Consider the following 26,388-nt stretch of genomic DNA (forward strand, 5'->3'; position numbering starts at 1 on the left):
GGCCCAACATGGCGCTGCACATGCCGCTGTTCCTGACCGACGAGGAGGGCCGTTTCGCGATCGGTTGCAGCGAGACGATCCTGGTGACCGATGGAGGGGCGGAGGTCCTGAGCAACGGCGATCGCGACCTTCGATTCCTCTGATCTAGCTATTTCAACACAATTCCAGATAAGACGATGTCATGGTGGTCGGCTTGTAAGGAAATCGTACGAGACGGATTTTGAAACCTGTTTTTGACCTAACTGAAAGTAAAAATTTTCGAGGAATAATCTGCATACATTTCAATACTGGGAGCACTGGCTGCAGTGCCTGATGGGGTCATTGGCGGAGAAATAATTGTCGCCTTCGTCAATCCGCCGGCCAAGCTGCACACTGTGGCAACGATTAATCCACCACGTTTTATAGATAATGGAACCTTGTCAATGAGCCAAAAACCGCACCTTACGTTTGACCTCGACGAGCCTGGCGTGAACAAGGGTTATCTTGTAGTCCCAACGGGCACGGACAGGGAAGCTCTTCCGCTTCCAGTTCTAAGCCTTAATAAAGGGGAGGGGCCGCGCCTCCTTATTACCGCCGGTATCCATGGCGATGAATTCGAAGGACCAATTGTCGCGCTTCGGCTCATTGACTGGCTAATTGAAGCGCAAACGTGCGGGAGAGTTCTCATTGCGCCGATGCTCAATCCGACAGCTTTGGAAGCGTGGAGTCGCAGGTCGCCAGTAGATAGGTTGGACCTGAATCGTGTGTTTCCCGGCCGGCCGAACGGGTCAATATCCGAACGCACTGCGAGTGCAGTGTCGGAGTTGCTGTTACCAACGGTTGACATGGTTTTTGATCTGCACAGCTTCGGACCCAAGTTTGATTGTCCCCCCGCAGCCACAACGCACCCTATTGGCGACGCCGATCTCATGCGAAAGACGCTTAACATGGCAGCGGCCTTCAAGTTTCCAGTGACACTGGCCTGGGATGGACCAACGCAAGGAATGTTCGATACCTTGGTTCAAAGCCAAGGCAAGGTATTCGTTTGTGCTGAGCTCGGCAGTGGAACCGTGAGCGCCGACGCTCTTGCGGTCGCCGAAGCTGGGGTACGCAACGCAATTATCGAGCTTGGGCTCGTAGAAGGAAAGACAGAGTATCCGACGCCCCGTCAAATGAAGACTAACCTGACACTCGAGTCGCTCACGTCGGACCAACTGACATCGCCGGCACGAGGCATCTTCGAACCTCGTTGTTCGGTGTTGGACGAGCTGAGTGAAGGAGATCTTGTAGGACTCCTGCATCCGTTGGATCCGTGGTCATCAAAGGCCATTGAAATTCGAGCGCCTACCACATCGATCGTCTGTTCATTAAGGACCGGAATGCAGGTCGACGTCAACGATGGCTTAGTGTACCTCGCGCGGCCGCTCAATCTCTGAATCTAAGGGGCATCGATATTTCGCCTCAACAACGACATACCGAGTGTGCGTACTTGTCAAGTAGCGCCCACGCGGCCGCCGGACACCCGACCACATTATGCTGCCCATGATGATCCTGCCTCTGGTCAGCGTCATCTCTGATGGCGGCCGCCCGCAGCATGGGCGACGCCTTTTTGCCGCCTTCTCGCGTTTTCTTCCCGCTCAGCCTGCCGGGCGTGCGCGGCGGTTCCCTGTGGTGTTTGTGATCTGCCTCGGCTTTTACATCACGCCGGCCCCTCGGCGGGTTGGGAGACGCCATGCTGTCGACCTTCATGGCGTCGCAGTCCAGACCTCCTGTAAGTTTGCGCGCGTCGCCCTCGGCCGTCACCGCTTCTGGCGGTCGCCGTTGTCGTGCTTTCCATTCTCGGGGCTAGACCTTTCCGGTAGGCAGGGCCGCACGGCGCAACCAGCGCGGAAGTTGGCTGACCCGGCTGCCTTGGTAGTGTGCTGAGAGTTCTGCAAATTCGCTGAGAGAGGGCGGTCATGGCAGGCTGATGATTGTTCACGTCACCGATTCCCGCGAAGGAACGCCGCCATGACCAAGACTGAAGATAAATCCGCCGGCCGTCAAAGACATTCTGCTTTCGAACCCGGATACGGATGGATTGCACGAGGTGATCCGCGCTGTGATGCAGGAGGTGCTCGAGGCCGAGATGGACGAGGCGCTGGGTGCTGCGAAGAACCAGCGCACGCCGGAGCGTCTCGGCTATCGCTCTGGCTATTAGTCTAGGGCCGCACCCTTGTCACGCGGGTCGGCAAGCTTGAGCTGCGGGTTCCGCAGGATCGGGCGGGCCGCTTCTCCACCGAATTGTTTGAGCGCTAGTATCGAAAAACTAGGTTCGGGTCTGCGGATATCCGTCGACGTTCCCGCTGGGGCGCGGCAATCAAGTGAGAGCGCAGCGTCAATCAAGATGAGAATGCCGCCGGCGGCGTTCCCTTTCGGAGCGTTGTCTGGCGATCGCGGCCGACCGGGTACGCCAGTGGTTTGTCGGATTGGAGGAATCACTTAGTGCCCGGCCGCCACGTAACCGATCACCAGATGAGGCTTCATGAAGTTCCGGCAGACCCATACGACGGCCGTCGCGGCGGCGAAGGCGTCGATCGGCACGGCACGGCCTATCGCATCGAGAAGGATTCGAGGCTGCCCTCGCAGAGGAAGGTTCCGCGACAACGCCGCCGCCCGATCCGCTCGCCCGACAATTTTGACGCCGAGATCGTGCCGCTGCTGTGGGCTGCGCCGGGAATCCGGCCGGTCGCAATCTTCGAGGAGACGCTGCGGCGTCATCCCGAGCTGGGCAACGCCATTCGCCAGCGTCGCGTCCGATCCCGGCGCGCTGTCCGATGGCGAGGAACAGGAAGTCATCTTCCGGCAAACGCACGAGCCGGCCGCCTCGGCCTGTCGGATTTCACCGATCATGAGCAGCACCGGCCTCACCATCGCCGGACAGCCGCTCGATCACCGTCTCTATCATTCGCGGCTCGCCTATTCCGGCTTGCAGCCGTGATGGCAGGCGTTGACGCACTGGTTTTTCCGAAGACGGATTCGGCAGAGTGGGTTTTAGAGATCGCGAATGCGGTTTCGGAACTCGAACGCGAAAGAAATCTTCCGCCGGGAGGCCCCGGTCCTTGCCCAGATCGGATCTGAACAGTTCACCAGTCCGACTATCGCACGATTCATCCTCCGAATCCATTCAAGGAAAATGAATCACGGCCGCAGCCCAAGGGCGAGCGCCTGTTTCAACATCCTGCTAGGTCGAGCCGGGTTCAAATCCTTATTTCTCGTCCTCCGCTTGAAATGACTTATTCCGCCGCACGAGATCTTGCCTGCCGCAGTTGTTGCGTGGCGTCGAGATCGATGACGATGCCCGCTTCACTCTTCGTGAGGACTACGGCGTAGTCGCGCCGCGCACCTTCTATGCTGATCTTGCCGAGACGACAGTCTTCCAGCACGCGCTCCGGCTCCCGTTCGGATGCTGGGCCGTACCCACCCCCCGATGGCATCACGTGGCAGAACAGGTCGTTTTTCTTCATTGGTACCGGCTCCTTAAGGAGCACCGGCAGCACGATGGCATTGTCGCCCGAGATCAGACGGTTCATCGACGGCTTGCCTTCGCAGCCCCCAAAGAGGCCATGCGGCGGATAGGCACGCTTATCGGAACGGATATTCAAGGTCGCTGAGCTCGCAAGGAGCCGATAATCGCGCCGGATGGCGAGCCCACCCCTACGGCGTCCCGGACCCCCTGTGTCGGGGACGAAGCCGTATTGCTCGATGCGGATAGGATAGGTCTGCTCGATCATCTCAACCGGCACGTTCGACTGGTTGGCGCCGATATGTGGGCCACCGTCCAGCCCGTCATTCGCTAGGCTGGCTCCCCAGGTTCCCATAACCGTTTCACAGAAGACGAACTGGTTGCCCCCATGCAGGCCCGCAATGGTAGGCAAAGTCGAGCCGCCGGATCCGTCGGCCGTTACCCGGTCGGGAGCAGCCTGCGAAAGCGCGCCGAAGAGGCAGTCGATCATTCTGTAGCCGGTAATGCCGCGCGCGCCGCAGGGGGCTGGCGATACGGGACGGACCACGGTGCCTTCCGGAGCCCTGACCTCGATGATCTCGGTGAACCCGTGGCAGTTGGGAACGTCCGCCTTCATCACGGATCGTAGGGCTGCGTAGGCACAGGCCTTGGTGAAGGGGAAAGTGGCGTTTACGCCGCCGGCGACCTGAGGCGAGGACCCGTCCCAGTCTATCACAACCCGGCTGCCCTTAATCTCGACCTGAACCTTGAGAAGGATCGGCTCAGGATTCTCGCCGATCCCGTCAATATGGTCGGTGAAGTGATAGACGCCGTCGGGAAGATCGCCGATCTCAGCTTCTGCCAGCTCACGTGCGTAGTCGTTCAGATCCTCTATCGCCTGCAGAACCGTATCGGCGCCATAGCGATCGAAGAGACGCACCATTGCCCGCGCACCCGTCGCTCCGGCGGCCATCTGTGCCTGAAGATCGCCCAGGACGAGATCGGGCGTACGCACGTTGATCGCTATCATATCCCACAGAGTGGCGTTGCGGCGCCCTCGATCCACAAGCTTGAGGACAGGGATGCGCAGGCCCTCCTGAAATATTTCGTGAGCGCCGAGAGCGTTAGAGCCCGCCACGATGCCGCCGACGTCCGAATGGTGCGCCAGTGTCGTCGCCCAGCCACGCAGGACATTCTCGTAAAAAATAGGGCGGACGATATAGATGTCGGGAAGGTGCTGGCCCGCTGCCGCGTACGGGTCGTTCATGATCAGCACGTCGTCCGGATGGATGTCGTCGCCGATTTTCCACAGCATCGTCTGTAGCGCATCATAGAAGCTGCCTAGATGCATGGGCGTGCACACGCCTTGAGCGATTGTACGCCCGGTCGCATCGCAGAGGGCCGTCGAGAAATCCAATGAGTCGCGAACGATCTGGGAGTAAGCGGTACGAACGATCGTAAGCGTCATCTCATCGGCGATCGTGTCGAACGCGTTCTTGAATATCTCGAGCAAAAACGGGTCTGTCTTGCGGTTTCGCATCACGCGACTCCTCGTTGCAGATCGACGACCAGGTTGTCAAATTCGTCTCGGAAGACGGAAGCGTCTGGCGGCACAACCGTCGTCCCTTCATATTCTTCCACGATAACCGGCCCGGCCTGCCTCTCCCGCGTGACTTCCGCGCGTCCCACGACAGCCGTCTCAATGAAGCCGTACCTCTTTCCGAACCACACCGGCCTTGAAGTGGTCTCGCTTGGCTTGAGTGCGTGCCGTAGGCGAGCAGGCACGACATGGTCCGGGTCGGATGCCCTGAGACGCAACGCGACGATCTCGACTGCGTTGTGCTCATCGAAACGGTGACCAAACCGTCGCTCATGCTCGGCGTCGAAGCGGGCGCGCAGCTCGCTGCGCGCCTCGGTGGATAGGTGCCCATCATCGAGATCAATAATCAGCTCGAATGCCTGCCCAAGGTAGCGCATCTCTACCTGGCGCATGCACCTGGCCTTCCCGGAAACACCCAGAAGGCGCTCCGCCTCACGCTGGAGCTGAACGTAAGCCTGTTCAGCTGCCGTATAATCGAGCTCGTCCAGTCGTGCGACGAAGGCTGATGCGACAGCTACTGACTTTTCGGCCAGAAGCAGACCCACGGCACTGAAAACGCCCGCTGCTGCAGGAACATATATGCGGCCGATCTCCAAGCTTCGCGCAATGGACGCCCCATGCACGCCGCCATTGCCTCCAAAAGCGAACATGGCGAAATCGCGCGGATTGCGCCCGCGATAGGTCGTCACCGCCTTGATGGCCCGCACCATCGTCGCATTCGCAACCTCATGCACGCCGTATGCGGCTTCATGCACGGACATTCCGAGCGGGGAGGCGATCGTCCTCTCAAGAGATGCGCGCGACAAGCCGGCATCGATCCTTACTGTTCCGCCGGCCAGAGACTGCTGATTCAAGAAGCCGAGCACGATATTCGCATCCGTAACGGTCGGCTCCTCACCGCCCAGCCCGTATGCGGCCGGACCCGGCGCCGCGCCGGCGCTGTCAGGGCCGACTTTGATAGCCCCTGCCCGGTCCAGCCGCACGATGGAGCCGCCACCAGCGCCAACCTCAGCGATGTCGATGACCGGAAGCTTGAGCGCGTATCCGCCGCCGCCGGCGATCGCACCCGCGGTGCTCATCGAAGCGCCGATCTCGTAGTTTTCGGCGAAGATGACATCGCCATCCTCGATCAGGGAACCTTTCGCGGTGGTGCCGCCCATGTCGAACGTTATGGCGTTCCGGATACGCAGAAGGCGGGCCAGATGGGCGGCGCCGACGACACCCGCCGCCGGCCCGCATTCCACGATCTGGGCCGGCTTGTCCTTCACCGCATCGGAGGAGATCGAGCCTCCGGAGGACTGCATGACTGATATGCGGGCGTTGCAACCGGCCGCAGCGAGATCGGCTTCCATCCCTTCCAGGTAGCGCTTAACCGGAGGGCCGACATAGGCGTTTACCACCGTCGTGCTGGTACGTTCGTATTCACGAATCTGCGGGAGCACGTCGACCGAAAGGGTTACGAAGCAGCCGGGGAGCAATTTCCGGAGGAGCGCGCCGGCGCGGCGTTCGTGGTCGGGAAAGCGATAGGAGTGCAGGAAGCAGACGGCGACAGCCTCCGCCCCCGACCTGGCGATGACCTCGGCGGCCTTGCACACATCATCCTCAACCAGCGGCACAACGACGCTGCCATCGGCTCCGACGCGCTCACGAACTTCAAGCCTCAGGTCGCGCGCCGCCAAAGGAAGAGGTTTGACGTAGAGCGGCTCGTAGAGCTTAGGCACACGGATGCGCCGCAATTCAAGCACATCACGAAATCCCGCCGTTGTGAGCAGCGCGACGCGGGCACCCTTGCCCTCCAGAATCGCGTTTGTAGCGACGGTGCATCCGTGCGCCATTTCGGCCATCGTCTCGATCCGAAGATCTCGGGCCGATGCGAGGGCTTTCGCACCTTCGATCACTCCGCTGGCATAATTCTGGGGTGTCGATGGCACCTTAATCGTACTTAGCAGCCCGTCCTCGGCTATAAAGGCAATATCGGTGAATGTACCACCAATGTCGGACGCCAAACGCCAGCCTTTCATCGAACCCTCCCTGCTCCACCAATTTGACGAAACATAGAAAGGAGCGCCCCATAGATGCAAATCGCAATTTACGCTGGAGATCAATAAAGTAATTTTATCGAGTCCGATGAGCCGCGTGCCTTCAAGAACTCTATGGCACGTTCGGTGAGCGTCTCGGGGACATGCGTGTCCGGCCCCTGCGGGTAGCAGACCGTGAAGCGGACATCGGTGAGCTTGAATTCGGTATCGACGACGACAAGGCTGCCGGTAGCGACTTCCTCCTCGATAGAGCCGAGAGGCACCGCGCCTATCCCCAAGCCCTTGCGAACCATCAAAATGGTTGTCTGAAGCGAGTTGATCGGGTTCAGCCTGGGCGCAATATCGGCTTTGCGAAGATCGCGCAGCAGATCCTGGTGTGGCCTAGTCATCCGCTCGAAGGTGAAGATGTCCATGCGGTCGATTTCGGCCGGTGTTAGCTTCCTGCCGTGCAGGCCGAGCGACGGTGCGGCTGCGAATACCATGGGACAGTCACAGAGCAGATGGTTGATCATCTGCGGATTGGAGATGGGACCCACAATGAACCCGATATCGATTTGTCGGGCAAGCAATTCGTCGCGCAGTCGATAGGATGGACCGATGTGAAGCTCGAACTCGGCATCCGGATTTGCCGCGCGCAAGGCCGCAAGGAAGGGCGGGATCCAGATGACTGCCATCGTGTCTGAAGCCCCGATACGCACGATTCCACGCAGCTCGCCTTTGCCGTAGCGTTTGAGGGCCTTGGCTTGGATTTCCAGTAGCTTCTCGGCGCTGCGAAGAAAGCTGCGGCCCTGCGGAGTGAGCGCAACCCGATGGCCCGAGCGATCGAAAAGACTGACGCCCAGCCGATCTTCGAGCGCCGCGATACGCGCTGAAATGGTTGGCTGTGTTGTGTTCAGTTGCTCCGCAGCCTTGGCAAAGGTCCCGAGCACCGCTACAAGATAGAAGCTTTTGATCTGGTCAAAGGTCATGCAGCTTTATCGGTCGGCGTCGGCGGTTCTGCAAGCGCCTTGGCGAGCCGGCCAGCCCCGTGATGGCACGCGGACCCTCGCGTGGGACTGATGATGCCGGTGGCAAACGACTACTACTCGGACCTAAACGACGAAAGGCGCCACTTCGATCTCGCCGACGCCTGCGCCGGCTACAGTGATCAGCTGGAGCTGCAAGCTGTTTCCCTCCTTGTCTTCCCGAATTCCGTCGCCGTTAGTACGCCGATATCCAACGGCATCGAAGCTGCCCGCGCACGCATTGAGCAAAAAATCAGAATGTTGGAGGAGCACATTCTCGGGTTCGCCACACAGGGATCCGTGCCGCCGTGATGACCGTACCCGGCATTGGCGTCTTGACGGCCAATCCGCTTCGTCACCGCGGTGGATGATTTAGCGCGCTTTGTTCGCTCATCGGGTGTTGGCGCCCATTTCGGCCTGACGCCGAGACGGTATCAATCGGGAAGTCGATCGTGACGGGTCGGTGTCAAAATGCGACGACACGCTCACAGGCACCTATCTATCTCTTCGAGCTGCGGGCACTCTGTTGGCACGGGTCGCCAGATGGTCTGCACTGAAAGCGTGGGCGCGCGTCTGGCGCGCCGGATTGGCAGCAAGAAAGCCCGAGTGGCCGTCGCCTGCAGAGTACCCATCCGGTGAAGTCCGCAGACGTGCGTATCTGGTGACCGTGAGGACCTGAGCACCGGAGTGCTGGGGTCAAGCTTTCGATGAGGAGACCCGATGATATTCTTCGAGGAGGAGTTTGACCTCCTCGATGCCTTCATCGGTGAAGGCCAAGATCCCGTCGTCATCGTTGGTGCCGTACACCCAGATGACGCCGTCCTCCGGCTCGAGACCGAGGGTCAGTTCGTGGATGAGCGCTTCGCTGACGCCGAGGTCGCTGGCGACACGGCCGACGGTGTAGACGTGATGCACCTTATTGCGCTGCATGATCAGGCGGCAGCTGGTTGGGTCCGCAGTTTTGCGGACCTCCAATTCCACGGCAGCAGATCATCGATCCGATGGGCCGGATAGGCGGGCAGTCGGGCGAGGACGTCGGCGAGCCAGGCCTGCGGGTCGATATCGTTCATCTTGGCGCTGACGATCAGGCTGTAGAGAACGGCAGCGCGCTGTCCGCCGCGATCGGAACCGCAGAACAGCCAGGACTTTCTGCCGAGAGCGATGCCGCGCAGGGCTCGCTCGGCTGCACTGTTCGATAGGCAGATCCGCCCATCGTCGAGGAACCGGGTGAAGGATGACCAGCGGCGCAGCATGTAGTTGAAGGCCTTGCTCAGGTCGTGTCCGCGCGAGAGCTTTGTCGCGCGTCTCGATCATCCAGCGCTCGAGCTCGGTGAGCAGCGGCGCGCTCCGCTCCTGGCGCACGGCGTGGCGTTGGGCTGGCGACAGGCCGTTGATCGCGCGTTCGATATCGAACAGGGCATCGATGCGCTTCACGGCTTCGACCGCCAGTGGATAGACCAGGTTGGGCTTCTCGCTGCGCGCCTTCTTGCGCGCCGCCGCTTCGATATCGGCCAGCTCGAACATTTTGCGCCGGCTGTGGGCCCAGCAGCTGGCTTCCATAACAGGCGCCGGCTGACGACCCGTCGCATAGAGATCGCCATAACCGCCAAAGGCATCGGCCTGCAGAATGCCGCTCCAGCCGGCGAGATGCGCCGCGGGATGTTCGCCTCGACGATCGCGGGAATAATAGAATACCGCCGCCGGCGGATCGGCGCCGCCGAACGGTCGGTCATCGCGCACATAGGTCCATAAACGGCCGGTATCGGTCTTGCCCTTGGCCAGGACCGGCACCGTTGTGTCGTCGCCGTGCAGACGTGAAGCGGCCAGCACATGGGCTTCGAGCTGCTTGAACAGCGGCATCAGCGCCGCGGCGCCGGCCCCGACCTGGTCGGCGAGCGTCGACAGGCTGAGCGGCACGCCTTCGCGCGCATAGCGTTCAGCCTGGCGGTTGAGCGGCTGATGCTGGCCGAACTTCTCGAACAGGATCATCGCCAGCAGGCCGGGACCGGCCCAGCCACGCGGGGTGGCGTGGAACGGCGCCGGAGCCCGGCTGATCGCCTCGGAGTCGCGGCAGGTGAACTTCTCCCGCACGTGCTGGATCACCTTCCATTGCCGCGGCACCACCTCCAGCGTCTCGGTGATATCCTCACCCAACTTGCGTAGCCGATGACCGCCGCAGCAGTGACAAGCAGTCGGCGCGGGCTCGACCATGCGTTCGCGCGGCAGATGCTCGGGAAATGGCTGGCGCGCGGGTCGCTTGCGCACATAAGGCGCCACCTCGGTGGTCCGGGCCGCAGCCTGTTCGGCGGCGATCTCGTCTTCCGTCGCGGTGCTCTGGAGTTCCTCGAAGATGAGTTCCATCTGGTCGTGCAGGCGGGCTGAGCGTTCAGAACTCTGACCATGCAGCGCCCGCTGCAGCTTCCGGATCGTCAGATCCTGATGTGCGATCAGCGCTGCATCATCCGATGCCTTGGCTCTGGCGACCGCCAGTTCGGCCTCGACCAGCGCAGCGCGCGCGGCCTTGTCTTCGGCTCTGGCCAGCGCCGCGATCAGCGCCGCTCTCAGCGCGCCAATATCGTCCGGCACAGCACCCTGGGCGGTGGCAACCATGCCTTGGAGTGAATCATAAAACGAGTCCGCTGACTCGCGGAAAATGGCGCAAACTCAAAGAAAAACTCAGCCCGCGCGCTGCGGTCGGAACGTGTGACGCGGGTTGCGCCAATCGATCCCGTCGAGCATGTAGGCAAGCTGCGCCCGTGATATCGAAACCGTGCCGTCCGCCGGCGACGCCCATAGAAACCGGCCCTTCTCGAGCCGTTTAGCATACAGCGACATGCCGAGCCCATCATGCCAGATAATCTTGATCAGGTTGCCGCTGCGGCCGCGGAAGACATAAAGATCGCCGGCATGCGGATCCCGGCCCAACGTCTCCTGAACTTGTAGAGCGAGACCCTGCATTCCGCGACGCATATCGGTCTGGCCGACTGCCAACCAGATACGCACCTGGCTCGGAACCGGGATCATGAAACCCCTAGCGCCTTCACCATCGCCGCCGCCAGTGTTGGCGGCGTGGTCAGCGGAATCCGCAGCCGCACCTTGCCGGCGACCTCCAGCTCGATCACCGCTGGGGATGCCGCCGGCCGCGAAACGGCGACAGGCTCATCGGGAGCCACGACAACTTCGGCAAAGCCCGTCTCGCGGGCTCTCACCGTGCGGCGCCACTTGTAGATCAGGCTGGTCGCGACATCGTACTGACGCGCCACCGCCGCCACTGTGGCCCCAGGCGCGAATGCCGCGGCCAGTATCCGGCACTGATCCGCTTCACTCCAACGGCGCCGCCGCTCCGGCCCGGTCAATAACGTCACATGGCTCATGTTGTGCTGCTAACCACGCTCGTAAGGACGACCTTAAGAGCGCAGCCTCGCTACCGTGCCATCTTCTCGCAAGGCGGCCTCCGCCGGAGGCGTACCCTGCAGACTGGCTGTGATCATGCATCGGATCTGGATCGACGTCAGCGAATTCCGCTGGTCGAAGGAGGAGGCGACCGCGATCACCAGCTAAGCATTAAGCAAGATCCGCCCTTTCGGCGGTGAATGTCCCTGCCGGGATGATGGCGTCGTGATCTCGTGGATGGGGAGGCAGCCCTAACTTAAGGTACTACTGCGTCGATTACATTGAGGCACCCACGTCTTGAACGCTAAATGCGGCGACCCAGTGTTAACCGCGAAGAGAACCACAGAGCCGGCAGGAACATGGATACGCCGACAGGAGCTTGCAATCAGCTCCACGATCAGAGAACCCCATCTAAATCCTAGATACCTGCGATATTGATTCTGTTCTTGCATTCCGTCTTTGCCCGCGACCATCATCTTCAACGCAAACGAAGGGAACCGCTGCATCACGCCAAGACATGGCCTAGGCTATGCGCGTTCGGTTTGAAATTGCGGTGCACTAGAATTTAAAGGGAGGACAGAATGAACGAGTGGCAGCTCAACCGCCGTGCCATGATGAAGGCTATGCTTGCGGGATCAACCGCGCCTTGGATCATGCACTCAAACGCGTTTGCCTCGTCGTGTGGTGATCATATCGTGCGCTTCGGCACAATGGGCACCCCGGACACGATGAACCCTTTTGCGAGTTATGGTTCCTTCTGGCCCCTGGTTTTCTCCTATGACTGCTTGGTGGGTATGGACGCGCAGCGCCACGAGGATCGGAAGGGGTTTGCGAAGGAGTGGTCCGTCGCTGACGACAAGCTCACCTGGACCTTTAAGATCTGGCCTGGCATGAAGTGGTCGGATGGTCAGCCTGCGACGGCCAGGGACGCTGCGTTCACCTATAATTATCTACGCGACTCCATTGGCAAGCCCGACGAACTAAATCGGGGTCTCAACAACACCGACGGCATGGACCAAATCGATCTCATAGAGGCTGTTGATGATGAGACTTTGCAAATAGTAACGAAGGCTCCTACGCGCTGGCCAATTGACAACTACCTTCTAATTGTCCCCGAGCACATTTGGAAGGATATCAGCTACGCCGATGCTCGCGGCACTTTCCGCAATAATCCCCCGCTGGTGGGAACTGGACCTATGATCGTTGCGGAGTTTAAACAAGGTCAGTTTGATCGCCTCACGCCAAATCCTTATTTCCGTACAGGACAGCCAAAAACTGCCGGCATGATATTGCAATACGTCACGACAATCGATTCAGTCGCGCAGGGTTTGAAGAGCGGCGACCTCGATTACGGCAGCGGTCTCACGGCCGCCCAATGGGCCGACCTCTCAAAGGATCCCAACATAAAGGTCGGTGAATCGCGCGTTGAGCAGCGTAATTATTTGGCCTTTAACACTCTCTCGGAGAAGGGGGCAGGCAGCACCAAGGCCCTGCAGGACCCGGCTTTTCGCGACGCGATCGGCTATGCGATCGACCAGAAGGCCATCGTCGACCGAGCTTACCGCGGGCACGCGGACCCTGGCGTGGGACTGGTAATGCCGGTGGCGGCCGATTACTATTCGGACCTAAACGACATCAGGCGCCACTTCGATTTCGCCGAGGCAGGCCGCCGACTCGATGCCGCCGGCTATCGCGACAAGAATGGAGACGGCGTCCGGGAGGACAAGGAGGGCAACAGCTTCCAGCTCGATCTGATTACCGGAAAGTTCTCGGGTGTCCTCGAGATGCCGATTGCGGTCGTGCAGCTTATCGCTGGCTGGCTGCAACAAGTCGGCATACCTTTATCGGTTACCCAACTCGACTCCGGCGCGCTCACTGCCCGCACGGCGGCGCCGGCGGATGGCGGCGGAGGCTGGGATTTGCTCGTAGCCAGCAACTGGCCATCTCCCACACCTCACGACCTGCTTAGGATGGGGAGCAGCAAGGCCATCGGCAACCCAAACATGTCATACTGGACCGATGACAACTTCGAAAAGCTCTTGTCCGAGGTCGACAGTACCGTCGACCCTAAGAAGAGCCAGGAACTGGTCGATGAGGCGGCGCGCCTCATTTATCGCGAAGCACCCTATATCATGCTATGCTATCCCCTCGTGCTCGACGCCCATCGCACAGATTGTTTCGAGGGCTGGGGGACACAGGACATGGTGTCGATGTGGACCTATTTTCCGTTCGATCGCTTGAGGTCAATCTGACATGGCTGCCAATGGTGGCCGGACCACGCGGCACATTGGGCATGCCCTTCTCAGAGCAGCCGTAACGCTTTCGATGGTAGTAATTCTGAACTTCATTTTATTCAGAGTCATTCCGGGCGACCCCGCTAAATTGCTATTGGGCGGGGCACGAGTTTCTGTGACCGCTGAGCAGTTGGAAGCGCAGCGGAAGAGTTGGGGCCTTGAGCGGCCGCTGGTGCCGGACCAGCTTGTCGACTACGTGTCAGCAACGCTTCATGGCGACCTCGGTTATAGTTTCAAGTTCAGGGGCAGGCGGGTCGCAGGCCTGCTCTTGGAGCGGCTGCCGGCCACTATTGCACTGGTCGGCATCGCTCAGCTCATCGCAATCGTTGTGGGGGTCACGCTCGGCATGTATGCGGGCTGGCGCAGGGGAGGAGTCGTCGATCATATCACGACGGGTGCCTCTCTCGCCCTCTATTCAACGCCATCGTTCTGGGTCGGCATGCTTCTGGTGGTCATCTTTAGCACGGCATTGGGCTGGCTACCTGGCTACGGTGGATATTCTCCGGGCGCGCTTAAGGGTTCTCTTGACTTATTGTTAGATTATCTGCGGCATCTCGTACTTCCCGTGTCCGCAGTGGCTCTTGGTCTGATCGGGCAATACGTTGTGGTTTCTCGTGCTGCTATGAGCGATGTTGTCGCCGAGGACTACATGGTAACTGCCCGGGCTAAGGGGCTGACTGACCTCCAAATGTTGATGCGTCACGCCTTTCGCAATGCAATGCTACCAGTCATGACCTTGGTGACGCTAAATCTTGGTTATGTAGTGGCGGGTGCTATTACCGTCGAATCTGTATTCGCATGGCCAGGCATAGGCAACTTAACTGTTGAGGCACTCAACGCGAGAGACTATCCAGTTCTGCAAGGGATATTCCTATTGCTTGGTGTGTCGATCGTTGTCGCGAACCTCGTCGCTGATCTTACTTACGGTCTTCTCGATCCAAGAGTTAGGCAATGAGTGAAAATACTGTTCAATATTCTAAGCGCAGCCGAGAGCGGGCTATCAAAGACTTTCTGCGTCAATTTCTTGGTCATGGCGGGGCTCAGCTGGGTATAGTATGCCTTATCTTCTTTTTTGTGCTGGCAGCGGTGCCGAATATTCTGGTGGGACCTCTGCAGACTGCGATCAATGCAACCGGCGACTTCCTCGCACCACCATCAAGCCAGCATCTGCTGGGGACGGATGAGGTGGGGCGAGACGTGCTCAATCTGGTCGTCCATGGTGCCCGGATATCACTCACGATCGCGCTGCTGGCGACTGTAATCAGCCTCATCGTCGGCACCACGGTCGGAATGACCTCGGGCTACTTTGGTGGCTGGGTGGATGTCTGGCTGATGCGCATCACAGATTTCTTTTTTGTTATGCCTTCATTCGTGCTCGCGCTGGTCATCACGCCTGTGGTCCTTGAGGTGATGGGGCGCGGTGGAGACATCCTTGGCTTCCGCCCTTCTCTTTTTGTGATCATTGTTGTCATCGGCATGACCAGCTGGGCGTTCGTTGCTCGTATCGTTCGCAGCCAGACACTCTCGCTTAAGGAGCGAACATTCGTTGATCGTGCCCGGGTGGTGGGAAGCAGCGATTTCAGCATCATGGTACAGCACATCCTGCCCAATCTCGTGCCGCAAATTGCAGCCAATGGCGCCTTGGTCGTCTCCGGCGCAATCTATATCGAGACTTCACTCTCGTTCCTTGGGCTTGGCGATCCCTTGCAGCCTTCATGGGGCACGTTGCTATCGCTCGCTCAGCGCGCCGGCGCCGCCAGTGCTGGAGCCTGGTGGTATCTTGGCGCCCCCGGGCTGTGCGCGCTTACGGTTGCGCTTAGCTTCGTCCTGATTGGCAATGCCCTCGACGATACGTTCAATCCACGCCGGAGGGTGATCCCATGACAGAACCCTCCCGGAGCACGGCGTTGCTTCTGAACGTCGACGGGCTCTCTGTTGACTACAAGCTCAAGGGCCTTTCATCGCGTGCAATCGATGGCGTAAGCTTTGCGCTTCGAGCCGGAGAGGCCGTTGCCCTCGTCGGTGAATCGGGCAGTGGAAAGACCACGACCGCAATGGCGATTGCGGGTCTGCTATCGCCCAACGCGCGGGTAAGCGAGGGCGAGGTACGCTATCGCGGAGAGCGACTGCCTATCAATGACGATGTCGCCATGCGGCCACACCGCTGGAGCGAGACGTCCGTCGTCTTTCAGGGCGCGATGAATGCGCTCAATCCCGTTCACCGCATCACCAAGCAGATCGCCGAGCCATGCATCCTGCGGCTCGGTTTGTCGCGCAGCGAGGCCACCGTGCGGGCAAGGGAGCTGCTCGAACTGGTCGGCATTCCGGCGGACCGCGGTGCAGCCTATCCTCACGAACTGTCGGGTGGGATGCGTCAAAGGGTGATGATTGCGATGGCACTCGCATGTCGCCCCTCGATTGTCATCGGCGACGAGCCCACCACGGCGCTCGATGTCATTACACAGGCTCAGATTCTCAAGCTCTTTGGGGACTTGCGATCGAAGCTTAACCTTGCCCTGATTTTGATTACCCACGACCTTTCTGTTGTTGCCGAGACTTGTGATCGCGTGATGATTATGTACGCTGGCCGCATCGTCGAGGATGGCACTGTCGCCGATGTCTTCGCGCAACCCAAGCATCCCTATACCCAGCTGCTGATCGAATCGATACCAAACCCAGCAAACGGCAAACGGATGATCCGGCCTATCCCCGGTGATCCTCCCAACTTGGTGAATCGACCCTCAGGCTGCGCCTTCCATTCACGTTGCCCGTCTGCAATGACGGTATGCGCGACCGAAGTCCCCAGCCTCGACGAAGTCCGGCGGGGCCGCGTCGCCTGTCACCTTCACCGGCCCTTGACGCAAGAGGACAAGGTCGCAATTCATGCCTGACACTGCCGACATCCTGCGTCTGGAAAGCCTGCAGGTCCACTTCCCGATCCGTGGCGGATTCTTCGACCGTGTTCTGGGCCGACCTGCCGGTGCAGTGCGTGCGGTGGACGGGATCGACTTGAACGTCGGACAGGGTGAAATCGTTGCCCTGGTCGGGGAATCGGGGAGCGGCAAGACGACAGTGGGCCGCGTCATCACCAAACTTGCTCAGCCGACAGGCGGCAGGTTGCTGTTCGAAGGCCGAGACATGACGTCGGAGCGAGGCTCCTCGACCCTGCGTCCTTACCGGCGTCGCGTGCAGATGATCTTCCAGGACGCCTATCAGGCGCTCAATCCGCGACACACCGTATTCGATATCGTGGCGGAGCCGTTGCGCTCCCTGCGGTTGGTCGAGAACCATTCCCAACTTACGGAGAGGGTCAGCGAAGCGCTTGCGGCAGCCGGGCTTAATCCTTCCGGCGATTTCTTTCCCCGCTTCCCGCACGAACTGTCCGGCGGGCAGCGACAGCGGGTCGTGATTGCCGGAGCGCTTGCCGTGAAGCCGGAACTCATCGTCGCCGATGAACCTGTGTCGATGCTCGATGTCTCGATACGCGCACAGATTCTTCAGGTCCTGGTGGATTTGCGTGACAAACACCACATGGCGCTGCTGTTCATCACCCACGACCTGCCGCTCGCGTGGTTGATCGCCGACCGGATTGCGGTGTTGTATCTTGGGCGACTGGTGGAAATCGGCACAGCGGATCAGATCACGTTCAACCCCCGCCATCCGTATACCGTCGCGCTGCGCAACGCCACGCCGCAGATTCGCGGCGACGCAGATCGCAGCAAGCTACCGGCCCTGCAGGGCGAGGTTCCAAGTGCCGCACGCGTGCCGAAGGGCTGTCGTTTCCATCCGCGCTGCCCGCTTGCCTTCGACCGCTGCAAGGAGGAGGAGCCGCCGGCCCTCGAAGTGGGACCACAGCATATGTCCGCGTGTTGGCTGACAAAGTGAAGGTCAGCCAATGCCGGTCAGTAAGGGCTCAGTGGTTGATACTCCAACCCCGTGCAAATCATCGACTGGTATGCTGTTTATGGGCGGGCTCCAGGCGGCGGTTGCGGGCGTTTGTCGCCTTGCTGGGTCGTTGCCGAGCCCATCGTCCCCCAAATACCTCCTCGAACTTCGCCCGCTTGTCGATCATCTCGTAGCTTCTCTTCCGAGAGACTTGATCTCTGGAGGAGGACATGCGGATGAAGATCCCACTGCGCATTCAACTGGATTTGTTCGCGCCCGCTGCGCCACCAACCGACATGTCCGACCGACGATCGGCTGAAGCGAGTGGCTCTGTTGCAATCGCTACTCATCGAAGCGGCGTCCGTGCCAGCCGACGGACAGTCGATCCGCGAACCTGAAGGAGGCGGGCAATGAGCAAGATCACCGCTGAGCACCTTTGCCGACCATCGTCTACATCCGGCAGTTGACAAGCTGCCAAGTCATGAACAACCGCGAAATCCAGCGGCGCCAATACGGCCTGGTCGAGCGAACTCGCCAGTTGGGCACAAGCTGCTGCTCGAGATAGTGCGGAGGCACTGGCCGTCAATCGGTCCGTTGAGAACACAGAGCCAGTCAGTTGCGTAAGGCGCCAACGTTTAACCTTCGCTCGCGGCCATGCGCGGTTCACAGGCGCTTGCTTTTCGGCCCCCACCTCGAGCGTACAACTGGCCATAACTTCGATTCGACGCGATCGACGTTGCCTGGCCGTGCACCGCACCGGCCTGTCCCCGCCGCCGGCGAGCATTGAGCATCTGGATTCGCGATAGCTGATAGCTTAATTCTATGCTTGTCAATTCCGGCATAAGCTTGAAGGTCTAATCAATAGCAAAGCAAGCGAGCTGCAGGGCCATCATCTAGGTAGCTGAAACGGTCGCCCGCGTGTTTATGACTATGTAACAGCGGATTTTTTGCAGTTCATGTTATTAATGATGGCTGAGAATAGCATGCACGTCGCTATTGTAAGCAAGTTCTGCGTCGTGCTGAACGCTATGCTGTCAAAATCGGAAAGAGAAAAACAATGAGGCATCTCATGGGTCATGATTTCTTGAGCGGTTTGCTCGCTAGTCGGGCGGGGGGCATTAGTGAAGAAACTATATTTTTGAGGGCTGCCGCGGCAATCCTTACTTTTGCTTCCACGTGAGGGAAGTGTGATGGGAGACAAACGCCTACAGCCGCCGCTTCCCCATTCCGAGCCGCGGATCAGGGTGCTTCATGACGACGTAACAATAGACCGGTATCGATGGCTTCAACACCGGGAGAATCCCGATGTCCGCGCTTATCTGGAAGCCGAGAACAGCTATGCGGAGCAAGCGACAGCTCACCTGAAGGGGCTCAAGGCGGAACTCATCGCCGAGATCGAAGGTCGTCAGACCTGCGAGGGCGTCGCCGCACCAGCGTTCCAGGTTGGACCTTTCGAGTACTTCCAAAGTCACGAGCGGGGCTTGTGTCATCCCGCATGGTGGCGCCGGCCGGTGACCGGAGGCTCGGCCGAGCTTGTTCTCGATCCGAACGCGATTGCTGGGGCCGAGGTCTTCTATCAGCTCGGTGTGTTCGAGCCGAGCGACGATGGGCGTTACGTGGCGTTCAGCTTTGATCTCATCGGCGACGAGCGCTACGAGTTGAGAGTGCGGGACATGGCCGCCGGCCGTGACATATGGCGCGACTCGGGTCGCGCCCGGCGCGTTGTCTGGGCCGCCGACAATCACACGCTCTTTCTTACACGGGAGCGGAGTGATCGGCGGCATGTCGATCAGATTGTCCGCTTGGACGTAGACGTCGGAAACTTCGAGGTGGTGTTCGAGGAGGCCAATGAGCGACTGGCGGTGCTGGTTCGGCGTTCTGATAGCGGCGCCTGGTTGTTCCTCGACGTAGTTACGACCTATTCCTTCAGCGTTCAGCAAGGCGCTGTAGAGGTGTGGTGTCTTCCGTCCGACGAGCCGCAGGGCAAGTGGCGCCGGATCGTGAAGCGTGAACTTGGGCACGAGATCTATGCCGAGCACTGGGGCGACAGGTTCCTGTTTCGGGTGGACGATGCTGGACCGTACTGGCGGCTCGTGTGTGCGCCGATTGACGACCCGTCGCCATCGCGCTGGGAAGAAGTCATACCACATCGGAACGGCGTGACCCTCGAGGAGGTCCACGTGCTCGAACAGCATCTGGTTGTCCTGGAACGAGAAGGTCTTCGTCCTCGCCTGATCTCGCGTAACGGAAGCGGGCGGGTTGGGGCCACGATCGTTCCCGACCAGCCGAGCTGCACTCTAATGGTCGGCCTGTCGGCAGGGGGGCACTGTTCGGTCGCACGGCATCCGTTCCGAAGCTCGAAGTTGACCTACTCGGTTAGCTCGTTTGTGACGCCGGACACCGTCATCGAGCATGATCTTGTCGACGACCGATCGGCAGTCCTGTACCAGGCCCGAATTCCGGGATATGACGCGGCTCAATATGTGGCGACGGTGGTCATGGCGGAGGCGGAAGACGGGGTGCAGGTCCCGATCTCCTTGGTCGCGCGGCGCGATCGAACAAGCCCGGGGCCGGTACTATTGAATGTGTACGGCTGTTACGGAATACCGAGATGGCCCTCGTTCTTCTCGTGGCCCTCATCCATAACAAAGCGCTTGAGCCTGCTCGATCGCGGAGTTGCTTTCGGCATCGTGCACGTACGAGGGGGCGGTGAGCTCGGACGTCCATGGCACGAGGCGGCTACCCGCGATCAAAAGCGCATTACCCACACAGACTTGATCGCCGCTGCAGAGGGGCTCGTTCAGCGGGGGATTGCCATCCGCGACGGCATCGTCATTGAGGGAAAGAGCGGTGGCGGGGGTACCGTGCTTGCCACGGCCGGCTTGCGGCCCGACTTGTTCCGCGCCGTGCTCGCCGAGGTTCCAGTCGCCGACATCCTAGATACCGAACTGGACTTCACGATGCCGTACGCGCTACATGAAACGGCGGAGTACGGAGATCCCCACATCGCCCACGAGTATCGGTACCTGCGCAGCTACGACCCGTACTACAACCTCAGCGCTGATCGCCCACTTCCGCCGACGTACATCGACGCCGCGCTCGACGACGGCCAGGTGCTCTATTACCAGCCCGCTCGCTACGTGGCGCAGCGTCGGTCCTGCGCGGCCGATCGCGATCCCGAGCTTGTCTTCCGCATGCGGATGGTGGGCGGCCACAGCGGCGCTTCACATGGGCCTGGTGTAGCCGAGGAAACAGCATTTCGCATTGCCTGGACGCTCGACCAGCTCCGACGAACAAGCAGCTGAACTGATGCTGTCACAAGTCCTCACGGATTGTGGTCAGACGGAAAGTTTGTCGTCGCCTATGATTATGTGGGCGCTCGGGCGGCCGACAAGTTAAGCAGCCGATTTGTGGACCCGCCTTCGTCCAGCTCTCGGCGCTTGCGTCGGCAATTTCGGGACAGGGACAACCGGCAGCCGAGCCTGAAGTGTACCTCGCATAAATCACCTTGGCTCGTCTGCGGGGCCGGGCCGGGTCCACGCCGCCGCAAAGCCCGCCGGGGCGTGGAGGGCGTAATTGCTGCCGTTGCTCTTTTGAACGAAAGATGTCATCGACGGCAGACGCGAGAGACTTTCGGACCTCGCCGTAGCGCCACATGAAGCGAATACCGATGTGCTCAGGTCACTGGGCATGTTGCTTTGCTGATCATATCGTCTGAGCACCGTGATGTCCTAGACGCCGCGAGATGGTTGCCGCCGCATTCATGACAAGAGGCGCCAGCTGGCGTTCACTTTGCTGGGTGAAATGAAAAACCGGCATCGTAACGGCAATTGCGGCCACAACTCTCCCCCTCCGATCGTGGATCACGGCCGCGATGGCGGCGGTTTCGGGAATGAACTCCCCCACATTCAGCGCGTATCCTCGTTCGCGCACGCAACGCAGCTCGCGTTCAAGCGCGTTCCCCTCGGTGATCGTGCGGTCCGTGTAGCGCTCTAGCCCGAGCGCCAAAACCTCTTCCAGGGTTGACCCAGGCATCTGCGACAGCATGGCTTTTCCAGTAGCCGTGCAATGCGCCGGATTGCGGCGCCCCGGTGCCGCGATGTGCTTGATCGACCCAGGACCAAGTACGTGCTCGATGTTGATGGCCTCCGTCTTGTTCCAAAGACTGAGCGAGGCCGTTTCCCTCGTGCTCTCGGCAAGTTCCTCCAGATAGCGTCGCGCCACCCGGACCACGTCAAGTTCAGCAAGAAGCCTGCTCGCCAGCGCGATGAGCTCAACTCCGAGCACAAACCGTCCAGTCTCTTCATCGCGCTCGACGAATCCGTTGTGCTCAAGCGTCGACAGTGTCCTGGAAACCGCGCTTGCATGCTGTTCTAGCCGCCGCGCGATCTCATTTACTCCGATCGGCCTTTCACTCGCGCCGACGATCCTCAGCAGATTCAATGCCCGTTGCACGGTTGTAACCTCACCACGGGCTCGGTCACGGGCGCTCGGGGGATGTTTGACAGAATTCATCGATGACTCCTCAGCTCCACTGGACAAGTGTTCACACCCCTGTCACGTTTCAAACCTAGTTGCAATACAGTTGCATTATCTGCAACACGGACGAGGTCTCGACGAGGTAAATTCGTGCTGAAGTCCGGTCATTCTCACGGGCCACACCTCCTCCTTGGATCCTCCTTGTTCTCAATTGGGGACTGAACAATGGCGATTTCACCAGCCGACCGCACAGTTCCATCGTTCTGGAGACCTGCGTGCCGTCGATCCGATCGCTATTGAGAGTGATGTCACGGGTACGCTTCGGCATTGGCAAACCGGGCAGGTTGGGAACGCAACTGCGACAGCCATCAATAGAGCAGTTGGTGAGTAAGGATCTGTCGAATGAGAATGAGCGAATATGCCGACCACGATGCTACCGATTTGGCCTCTCTCGTGAAGGCGGCCGAAGTGACGGCCATGACGAGGTCAATCGACGCATCAACGCCGTCATAGACTGTCGAGACAGTTGTCGTCTCGGACGAAGGCATCTTGGGCGGAGTACCTTTCCTTCGCAAGGATATTGGCGCTACCGCATCTCGGCGCCCTCAAGAACAGGGGAGCCGTCTCTTCAAAGGATATCGGCCCCGAACCGACAGCCATTATTATCGCCGCGCGCGAGACGCAGGGCTCCGTACCATGGGAGAACAACATGCCCGGAGTTGGGTACCTCAGGTATGAGTGAACTCAATGGCATTACCGCCAATCCATGGAATCTGGAACGATCTGCAGGGGGTCCTCATCGGCGCTGCCGCGACGGTCGCTGCCGACATCACCCCCTTGCACATGCCAGCGACGGCGGCGGGTCAATTCGCATTCCTGCATCCTGGTGCGGTCTTTTCGGGCTCATTCCGATCCCGCGGACGGATTTCAGGTCCAAGACGCTCATTTGGTCGCACTCGCGAATTTGTTTTCTGTCGAACGGTGCGCGACATGGCCGCCGCATTAGACGTCCTTTCGGACCCTCATCCTGGAGATCCGTTTATATCATGGTCTAGCTGGAATGACTTTGCACATGGCGACAACCGCGGGTTAGAAGTCATCGCGTCGGTCGGGCTGCCAGCCGTGTGCGAAGCGCTCTCTGCCAAGCTGTAGAATTGTGACGAGTTGCAGTGCACAGAATGCGCGAAATTACTTCCATAATGGAGATAGATCAATGACCGGAGCACCACACCTTACATTCGATCTCGAAGCGCCTGGCGTGAGCATAGGTTTCCTCGTTGTGCCCAAAGGCGCAGGCTGCGAGGCCCTTTCGTTCCGATTTTCTGCCTAAATAGGGGCCTGTTGCGCAGTAGCGGAGGGATGTTTGAAGGGATCGGATTGCAGGGGGTTTCGCTCGTATTCTTGAGCTCTGTCGCCTTGGGTGGGGGTTGGCGGCGGTGCGGCCTCTTGCGGCCGGATTGTAGGCGCACCTATCCCGTGATGGCGGTCCATCGGCGCATGTTGAATGCGATCGCCGCCATCGTTACCTGGGCGGTCGCCTTGGCCAGCCCGACATAGGGGATTGCGGTCAATCTCATACGGTTCTTGAGCGTGGCGAAGGTGGTCTCGACCGTCGCCCGGCGTCTGGCGATCAGGCGATTGTAGTGCTTGAGCCGCGGCGGCAACTGCGGATGATGCTTGTTGGGGCGGCGCGCAATGCGCACCTTCTTGCCCTCGGCCTTGAGCCGGGCGCGGCGGGCATGGGTGTCGTAAGCGGCGTCCGCCCACACCCTCTTCTCGTCGCCACGGATCAAATCATCGGCCATGGGGGACTGTCAGGAATTCCGTGTGCGGGTGGGCGGTTCAACATTGTGCCGCCATGGCTTTGATGAAGCGATTCGCCGAAGATGACGGCAAACTGGGCCTTGGCCATGGACCACTCACGTGGCGGCATTTTCCACTCTTTTCGGACCGGTTCAAGATCAGGTAGAGCAGCTTGGTGGCCGCGCCATCGCTGGGGAAGTGGCCCCTGGCCCTGACAGCCCGCCTGAGCTTCGAGTTCAGCGCCTCGATCGCGTTTGTGGTGTAGACGATCCGGCGGACTTCGTCAGGGAACGCAAAGAACGGGATGACCTCGCCCCAGGCACGCCGCCAGCTCTGGCCGATGGCGGGATAGCGCTGGCCCCATGGGCCGGCCTCGAACGCCGTCAGCGCCTTTTCGGCAGCATCGGCATAGACGGCGCGGTAGATGTCCTTGAGCGCTGTCGCAAGCCCTTTGCGGTCTTTCCAGGAGACGAAGTCCATGGAGTTGCGCAGCAGGTGGACGATGCAGGTCTGAACGATCGCCTCCGGGAAACGGCGGTGATCGCGTCGGGGAAGCCTTTCAGGCCATCGATGACGGCCAGCAGGATATCATCGACGCCGCGGTTCTTGAGCTCGTTCATCACCGGCAGCCAGAACTTGGCGCCTTCATTCTGCTCGAGCCAGGCCGAGTACCTCCTTGGCGCCAGCGGCGCGGACGCCCAACGCGATATGGATGGTTTTGTTGCGAACCATCCCTTCGTCCCGGGTCTTGACCCGGATCGGGTTCGAAGAAAATGAGCGGATAAACCGGATCGAGCGAGCGCTGTTGCCAAGTGGCGACTTCATCGAGCACGGCGTCCGTCACCGTGCTGATCAGATCCGGCGACACGTCGACGCCATACAGATCATGCAGGTGCCCGGTAATCTCCCGGGTGCTCATGCCGCGCGCATACATTGACACGATCTTTTCGTCGAAGCCGGGTAAGCGACGCTGATACTTGGCGATTAGTTGCGGATGGAAACTGGCGTGGCGATCACGCGGTATGTCCGGTTTCCGTCGTCACGGTCTTGCGGCCGTAGCAGTTACGCGTATTGCCAGCGCCTTCGCCGCTCGCCAGATGATGGTCCATCTCCGCGTTCAAGGCGCGCTCGGTCAGAGCCTTCTTGAGCGTATCCAGCAGGCCGCCCTGTTCGAAGGCTGCACTGGCTGCGCCTCCTGCCAGAAGCTGGTCGAGAAGATCATTTGGATCGCAGGCTCTTTAATCCTGGCGCAGAGCATTGGGGCTACAAGCTACGTAGTCGTGATTGTCTCAGCGACTTTAGCCAACTTTGATAGACGTTTAGAGCAAGCTGCCATGAGCATGGGGGCGGGTCCCGTCCAGACCTTCCGACGAGTAACTCTGCCTTTGATTCTGCCTGGTATCCTGGGAGGGGCCGTTTTTGCCTTCATTCATTCATTTGACGAAGTGGTGATAACCTCATTGGTACGCGGTTACTCAATCAAGACCTTACCGCTAAAGATGCGGGAGAACATTAGTCATTCGATTGATCCTACAATCGCCGCGGTTTCCTCTCTGTTAATGCTCCTGCCTGTCCTTTGGGTGGTCGCCATTTATTTTACGTGGTGGCGCTCAATGAAGGAAAAAACATCGTCTCATGCGGCGATTTAAGTGCCGGCAAGGCCCACAAAGAATACTCTGTTCTTCGCAGCGAGGCGGCAAAAGCGATAGTATGGTCAGGGCATTGCAATCGCTGCCGACGGCGGGATCCGGTTCTCTTGCAGGTCGGGCGCCAGTCAATTTAAGATCGCGAAGCGGTGTCATGTGCAATCGTTCCCCATGCCGCACTTTCATTCAAGGGAGCGCGTTCCGCCTAGATGGCAAGCATTCCGCGCGGCAAGCGAGATAGTAGGTTGTGTCTGTAAGTGTCGTGACCGAAGATGGAGCTGCAACAGGAACAGTGCACGTCGGAGCGGTGGCGCCGCAGGTGAAGCGGTTCACCGCGCACCTGGGGAGGTTGTGCGGGCAGAACGGCTTGCCCCACTATGCCGGGCGAACCTACGCACCACCGTGGAGCCTTTTTCGTCCGTCAAAAATTGGGGGAGCTTCAGGGTCTTAGGTCAGGGCCGTTGAGAGAAACCTTCTGCGGATTGGATGCATGGGTCCATGAGTGACTCCGCTTCCATGCTTCCAACCTCAGGCCCGCCGCCTGGAAGAAAGCGGTTCATTAGCGCCGCGCATCAAGCGTTGGTTCAAATCCGGTCGTGGCCTACCACCCGCTTGGCGAAGACATGGGAAGGGTGGCACCCGCAAAAGCAACCCAAAAGCACCGCAAGGGCAGCGGATGGGCCACGCCGAGGATTGTTCCTGGGGGAGCATCTCGCTTCTAGATCATGACATATGCAAACTGAATTTGACGCAACTTGAGATCGACAGTTAGAGGATCAATA

The 26,388-nt window shown here is 59.7% G+C and carries 18 protein-coding genes and 4 pseudogenes; 12 read left to right on the forward strand and 10 right to left on the reverse strand.

The genetic code is table 11. The features are described 5' to 3' along the window. The first annotated feature begins 305 nt into the window (after positions 1 to 305). From EN874_RS29750 to EN874_RS34610, 3 genes and pseudogenes are all read left to right on the forward strand, one after another. Complete coding sequence (locus EN874_RS29750; protein WP_245460084.1) at positions 306 to 1,415, forward strand: succinylglutamate desuccinylase/aspartoacylase family protein; 1,110 nt, start codon at positions 306 to 308, stop codon at positions 1,413 to 1,415. A gap of 574 nt (positions 1,416 to 1,989) precedes the next feature. After that, positions 1,990 to 2,274 (forward strand): annotated as a pseudogene (locus EN874_RS29760) (transposase); the annotation flags it as partial. Positions 2,275 to 2,493: 219 nt separating this feature from the next. Further along, positions 2,494 to 2,982 (forward strand): annotated as a pseudogene (locus EN874_RS34610) (IS21 family transposase); the annotation flags it as partial. 272 nt (positions 2,983 to 3,254) lie between these two features. On the opposite strand, the gene EN874_RS29770 reads toward EN874_RS34610, so the two are convergent. The 3 genes from EN874_RS29770 to EN874_RS29780 all read right to left on the reverse strand — a co-directional run bounded on the left by EN874_RS29770 (position 3,255) and on the right by EN874_RS29780 (position 8,070). Continuing rightward, a complete protein-coding gene (locus EN874_RS29770) occupies positions 3,255 to 5,003 on the reverse strand; it encodes a hydantoinase B/oxoprolinase family protein (protein WP_126101850.1) in 1,749 nt (582 codons plus the stop codon). Next, positions 5,003 to 7,084: a hydantoinase/oxoprolinase family protein gene (locus EN874_RS29775; protein WP_126101849.1), complete on the reverse strand. Its 2,082-nt coding sequence runs from the start codon at positions 7,082 to 7,084 to the stop codon at positions 5,003 to 5,005. Before EN874_RS29775 ends, EN874_RS29770 begins: the two co-directional genes overlap by 1 nt. Before the next feature lie 80 nt (positions 7,085 to 7,164). Then, positions 7,165 to 8,070: a LysR family transcriptional regulator gene (locus tag EN874_RS29780; RefSeq protein ID WP_126101848.1), complete on the reverse strand. Its 906-nt coding sequence runs from the start codon at positions 8,068 to 8,070 to the stop codon at positions 7,165 to 7,167. Positions 8,071 to 8,151: 81 nt separating this feature from the next. Here EN874_RS29780 and EN874_RS33890 point away from each other — a divergent pair, with 81 nt between their 5' ends. Further along, positions 8,152 to 8,418: a hypothetical protein gene (locus EN874_RS33890; protein WP_167498733.1), complete on the forward strand. Its 267-nt coding sequence runs from the start codon at positions 8,152 to 8,154 to the stop codon at positions 8,416 to 8,418. Positions 8,419 to 8,802: 384 nt separating this feature from the next. Here EN874_RS33890 and EN874_RS29795 read toward each other — a convergent pair whose 3' ends face one another. The 4 genes from EN874_RS29795 to EN874_RS29810 form a co-directional block, all read right to left on the reverse strand. Beyond that, positions 8,803 to 9,036, reverse strand: coding sequence for a hypothetical protein (locus EN874_RS29795; RefSeq protein WP_126101846.1), 234 nt, complete (start codon positions 9,034 to 9,036; stop codon positions 8,803 to 8,805). Positions 9,037 to 9,038: 2 nt separating this feature from the next. Then, positions 9,039 to 10,716, reverse strand: a protein-coding gene (locus EN874_RS29800) for an IS66 family transposase (RefSeq protein ID WP_126101845.1) whose coding sequence is annotated in 2 segments (ribosomal slippage) — positions 9,039 to 9,401 and positions 9,403 to 10,716 — 1,677 coding nt in all. Because the reading frame shifts where the segments join, the coding sequence is not laid out codon by codon here. 66 nt (positions 10,717 to 10,782) lie between these two features. Next, complete coding sequence (gene tnpB, locus EN874_RS29805; RefSeq protein WP_126101844.1) at positions 10,783 to 11,130, reverse strand: IS66 family insertion sequence element accessory protein TnpB; 348 nt, start codon at positions 11,128 to 11,130, stop codon at positions 10,783 to 10,785. Further along, entirely contained in the window at positions 11,127 to 11,480 is a 354-nt protein-coding gene (locus tag EN874_RS29810; RefSeq protein WP_126101843.1) for a transposase, read from the reverse strand. The genes tnpB and EN874_RS29810 overlap by 4 nt, the downstream gene beginning before the upstream one ends. Before the next feature lie 600 nt (positions 11,481 to 12,080). Between EN874_RS29810 and EN874_RS29815 the strand changes: the two genes are divergently transcribed. The 6 genes from EN874_RS29815 to EN874_RS29845 all read left to right on the forward strand — a co-directional run bounded on the left by EN874_RS29815 (position 12,081) and on the right by EN874_RS29845 (position 20,983). Continuing rightward, positions 12,081 to 13,751 (forward strand): ABC transporter substrate-binding protein, encoded by a 1,671-nt coding sequence (locus EN874_RS29815; protein ID WP_126101842.1) that lies wholly within the window; start codon positions 12,081 to 12,083, stop codon positions 13,749 to 13,751. A 1-nt stretch (position 13,752) separates the two neighbouring features. Beyond that, the gene (locus tag EN874_RS29820) at positions 13,753 to 14,748 is read left to right on the forward strand and encodes an ABC transporter permease (RefSeq protein ID WP_126101841.1); all 996 of its coding nucleotides are present in this window, start codon (positions 13,753 to 13,755) and stop codon (positions 14,746 to 14,748) included. Then, positions 14,745 to 15,677 (forward strand): ABC transporter permease, encoded by a 933-nt coding sequence (locus EN874_RS29825; protein ID WP_126101840.1) that lies wholly within the window; start codon positions 14,745 to 14,747, stop codon positions 15,675 to 15,677. Before EN874_RS29820 ends, EN874_RS29825 begins: the two co-directional genes overlap by 4 nt. Then, the gene (locus EN874_RS29830) at positions 15,674 to 16,684 is read left to right on the forward strand and encodes an ABC transporter ATP-binding protein (protein WP_126101839.1); all 1,011 of its coding nucleotides are present in this window, start codon (positions 15,674 to 15,676) and stop codon (positions 16,682 to 16,684) included. Before EN874_RS29825 ends, EN874_RS29830 begins: the two co-directional genes overlap by 4 nt. Further along, positions 16,677 to 17,678, forward strand: a complete 1,002-nt coding sequence (locus EN874_RS29835; protein WP_126101838.1) for an ABC transporter ATP-binding protein — start codon at positions 16,677 to 16,679, stop codon at positions 17,676 to 17,678. Before EN874_RS29830 ends, EN874_RS29835 begins: the two co-directional genes overlap by 8 nt. Before the next feature lie 1,190 nt (positions 17,679 to 18,868). Then, positions 18,869 to 20,983: a S9 family peptidase gene (locus tag EN874_RS29845; protein ID WP_126101837.1), complete on the forward strand. Its 2,115-nt coding sequence runs from the start codon at positions 18,869 to 18,871 to the stop codon at positions 20,981 to 20,983. Positions 20,984 to 21,383: 400 nt separating this feature from the next. On the opposite strand, the gene EN874_RS29850 is transcribed toward EN874_RS29845, so the two are convergent. Further along, complete coding sequence (locus EN874_RS29850) at positions 21,384 to 22,193, reverse strand: IclR family transcriptional regulator (RefSeq protein ID WP_127428542.1); 810 nt, start codon at positions 22,191 to 22,193, stop codon at positions 21,384 to 21,386. A gap of 698 nt (positions 22,194 to 22,891) precedes the next feature. On the opposite strand from EN874_RS29850, the gene EN874_RS34615 reads away from it, so the two are divergent. Next, complete coding sequence (locus EN874_RS34615; RefSeq protein ID WP_245490127.1) at positions 22,892 to 23,212, forward strand: amidase family protein; 321 nt, start codon at positions 22,892 to 22,894, stop codon at positions 23,210 to 23,212. A gap of 414 nt (positions 23,213 to 23,626) precedes the next feature. Here EN874_RS34615 and EN874_RS29860 read toward each other — a convergent pair. Then, positions 23,627 to 23,968 (reverse strand): annotated as a pseudogene (locus tag EN874_RS29860) (transposase); the annotation flags it as partial. A gap of 31 nt (positions 23,969 to 23,999) precedes the next feature. Next, positions 24,000 to 25,218: pseudogene (locus EN874_RS29865) on the reverse strand (IS256 family transposase). Here EN874_RS29865 and EN874_RS29870 point away from each other — a divergent pair. Next, positions 25,217 to 25,609 (forward strand): ABC transporter permease subunit, encoded by a 393-nt coding sequence (locus tag EN874_RS29870; protein ID WP_245490130.1) that lies wholly within the window; start codon positions 25,217 to 25,219, stop codon positions 25,607 to 25,609. The pseudogene EN874_RS29865 and the gene EN874_RS29870 sit on opposite strands and share 2 nt — an antisense overlap. Positions 25,610 to 26,388 lie beyond the last annotated feature (779 nt).

The sequence above is a fragment of the Mesorhizobium sp. M1D.F.Ca.ET.231.01.1.1 genome, from assembly GCF_003999155.2.
Lineage (GTDB): Bacteria > Pseudomonadota > Alphaproteobacteria > Rhizobiales > Rhizobiaceae > Mesorhizobium.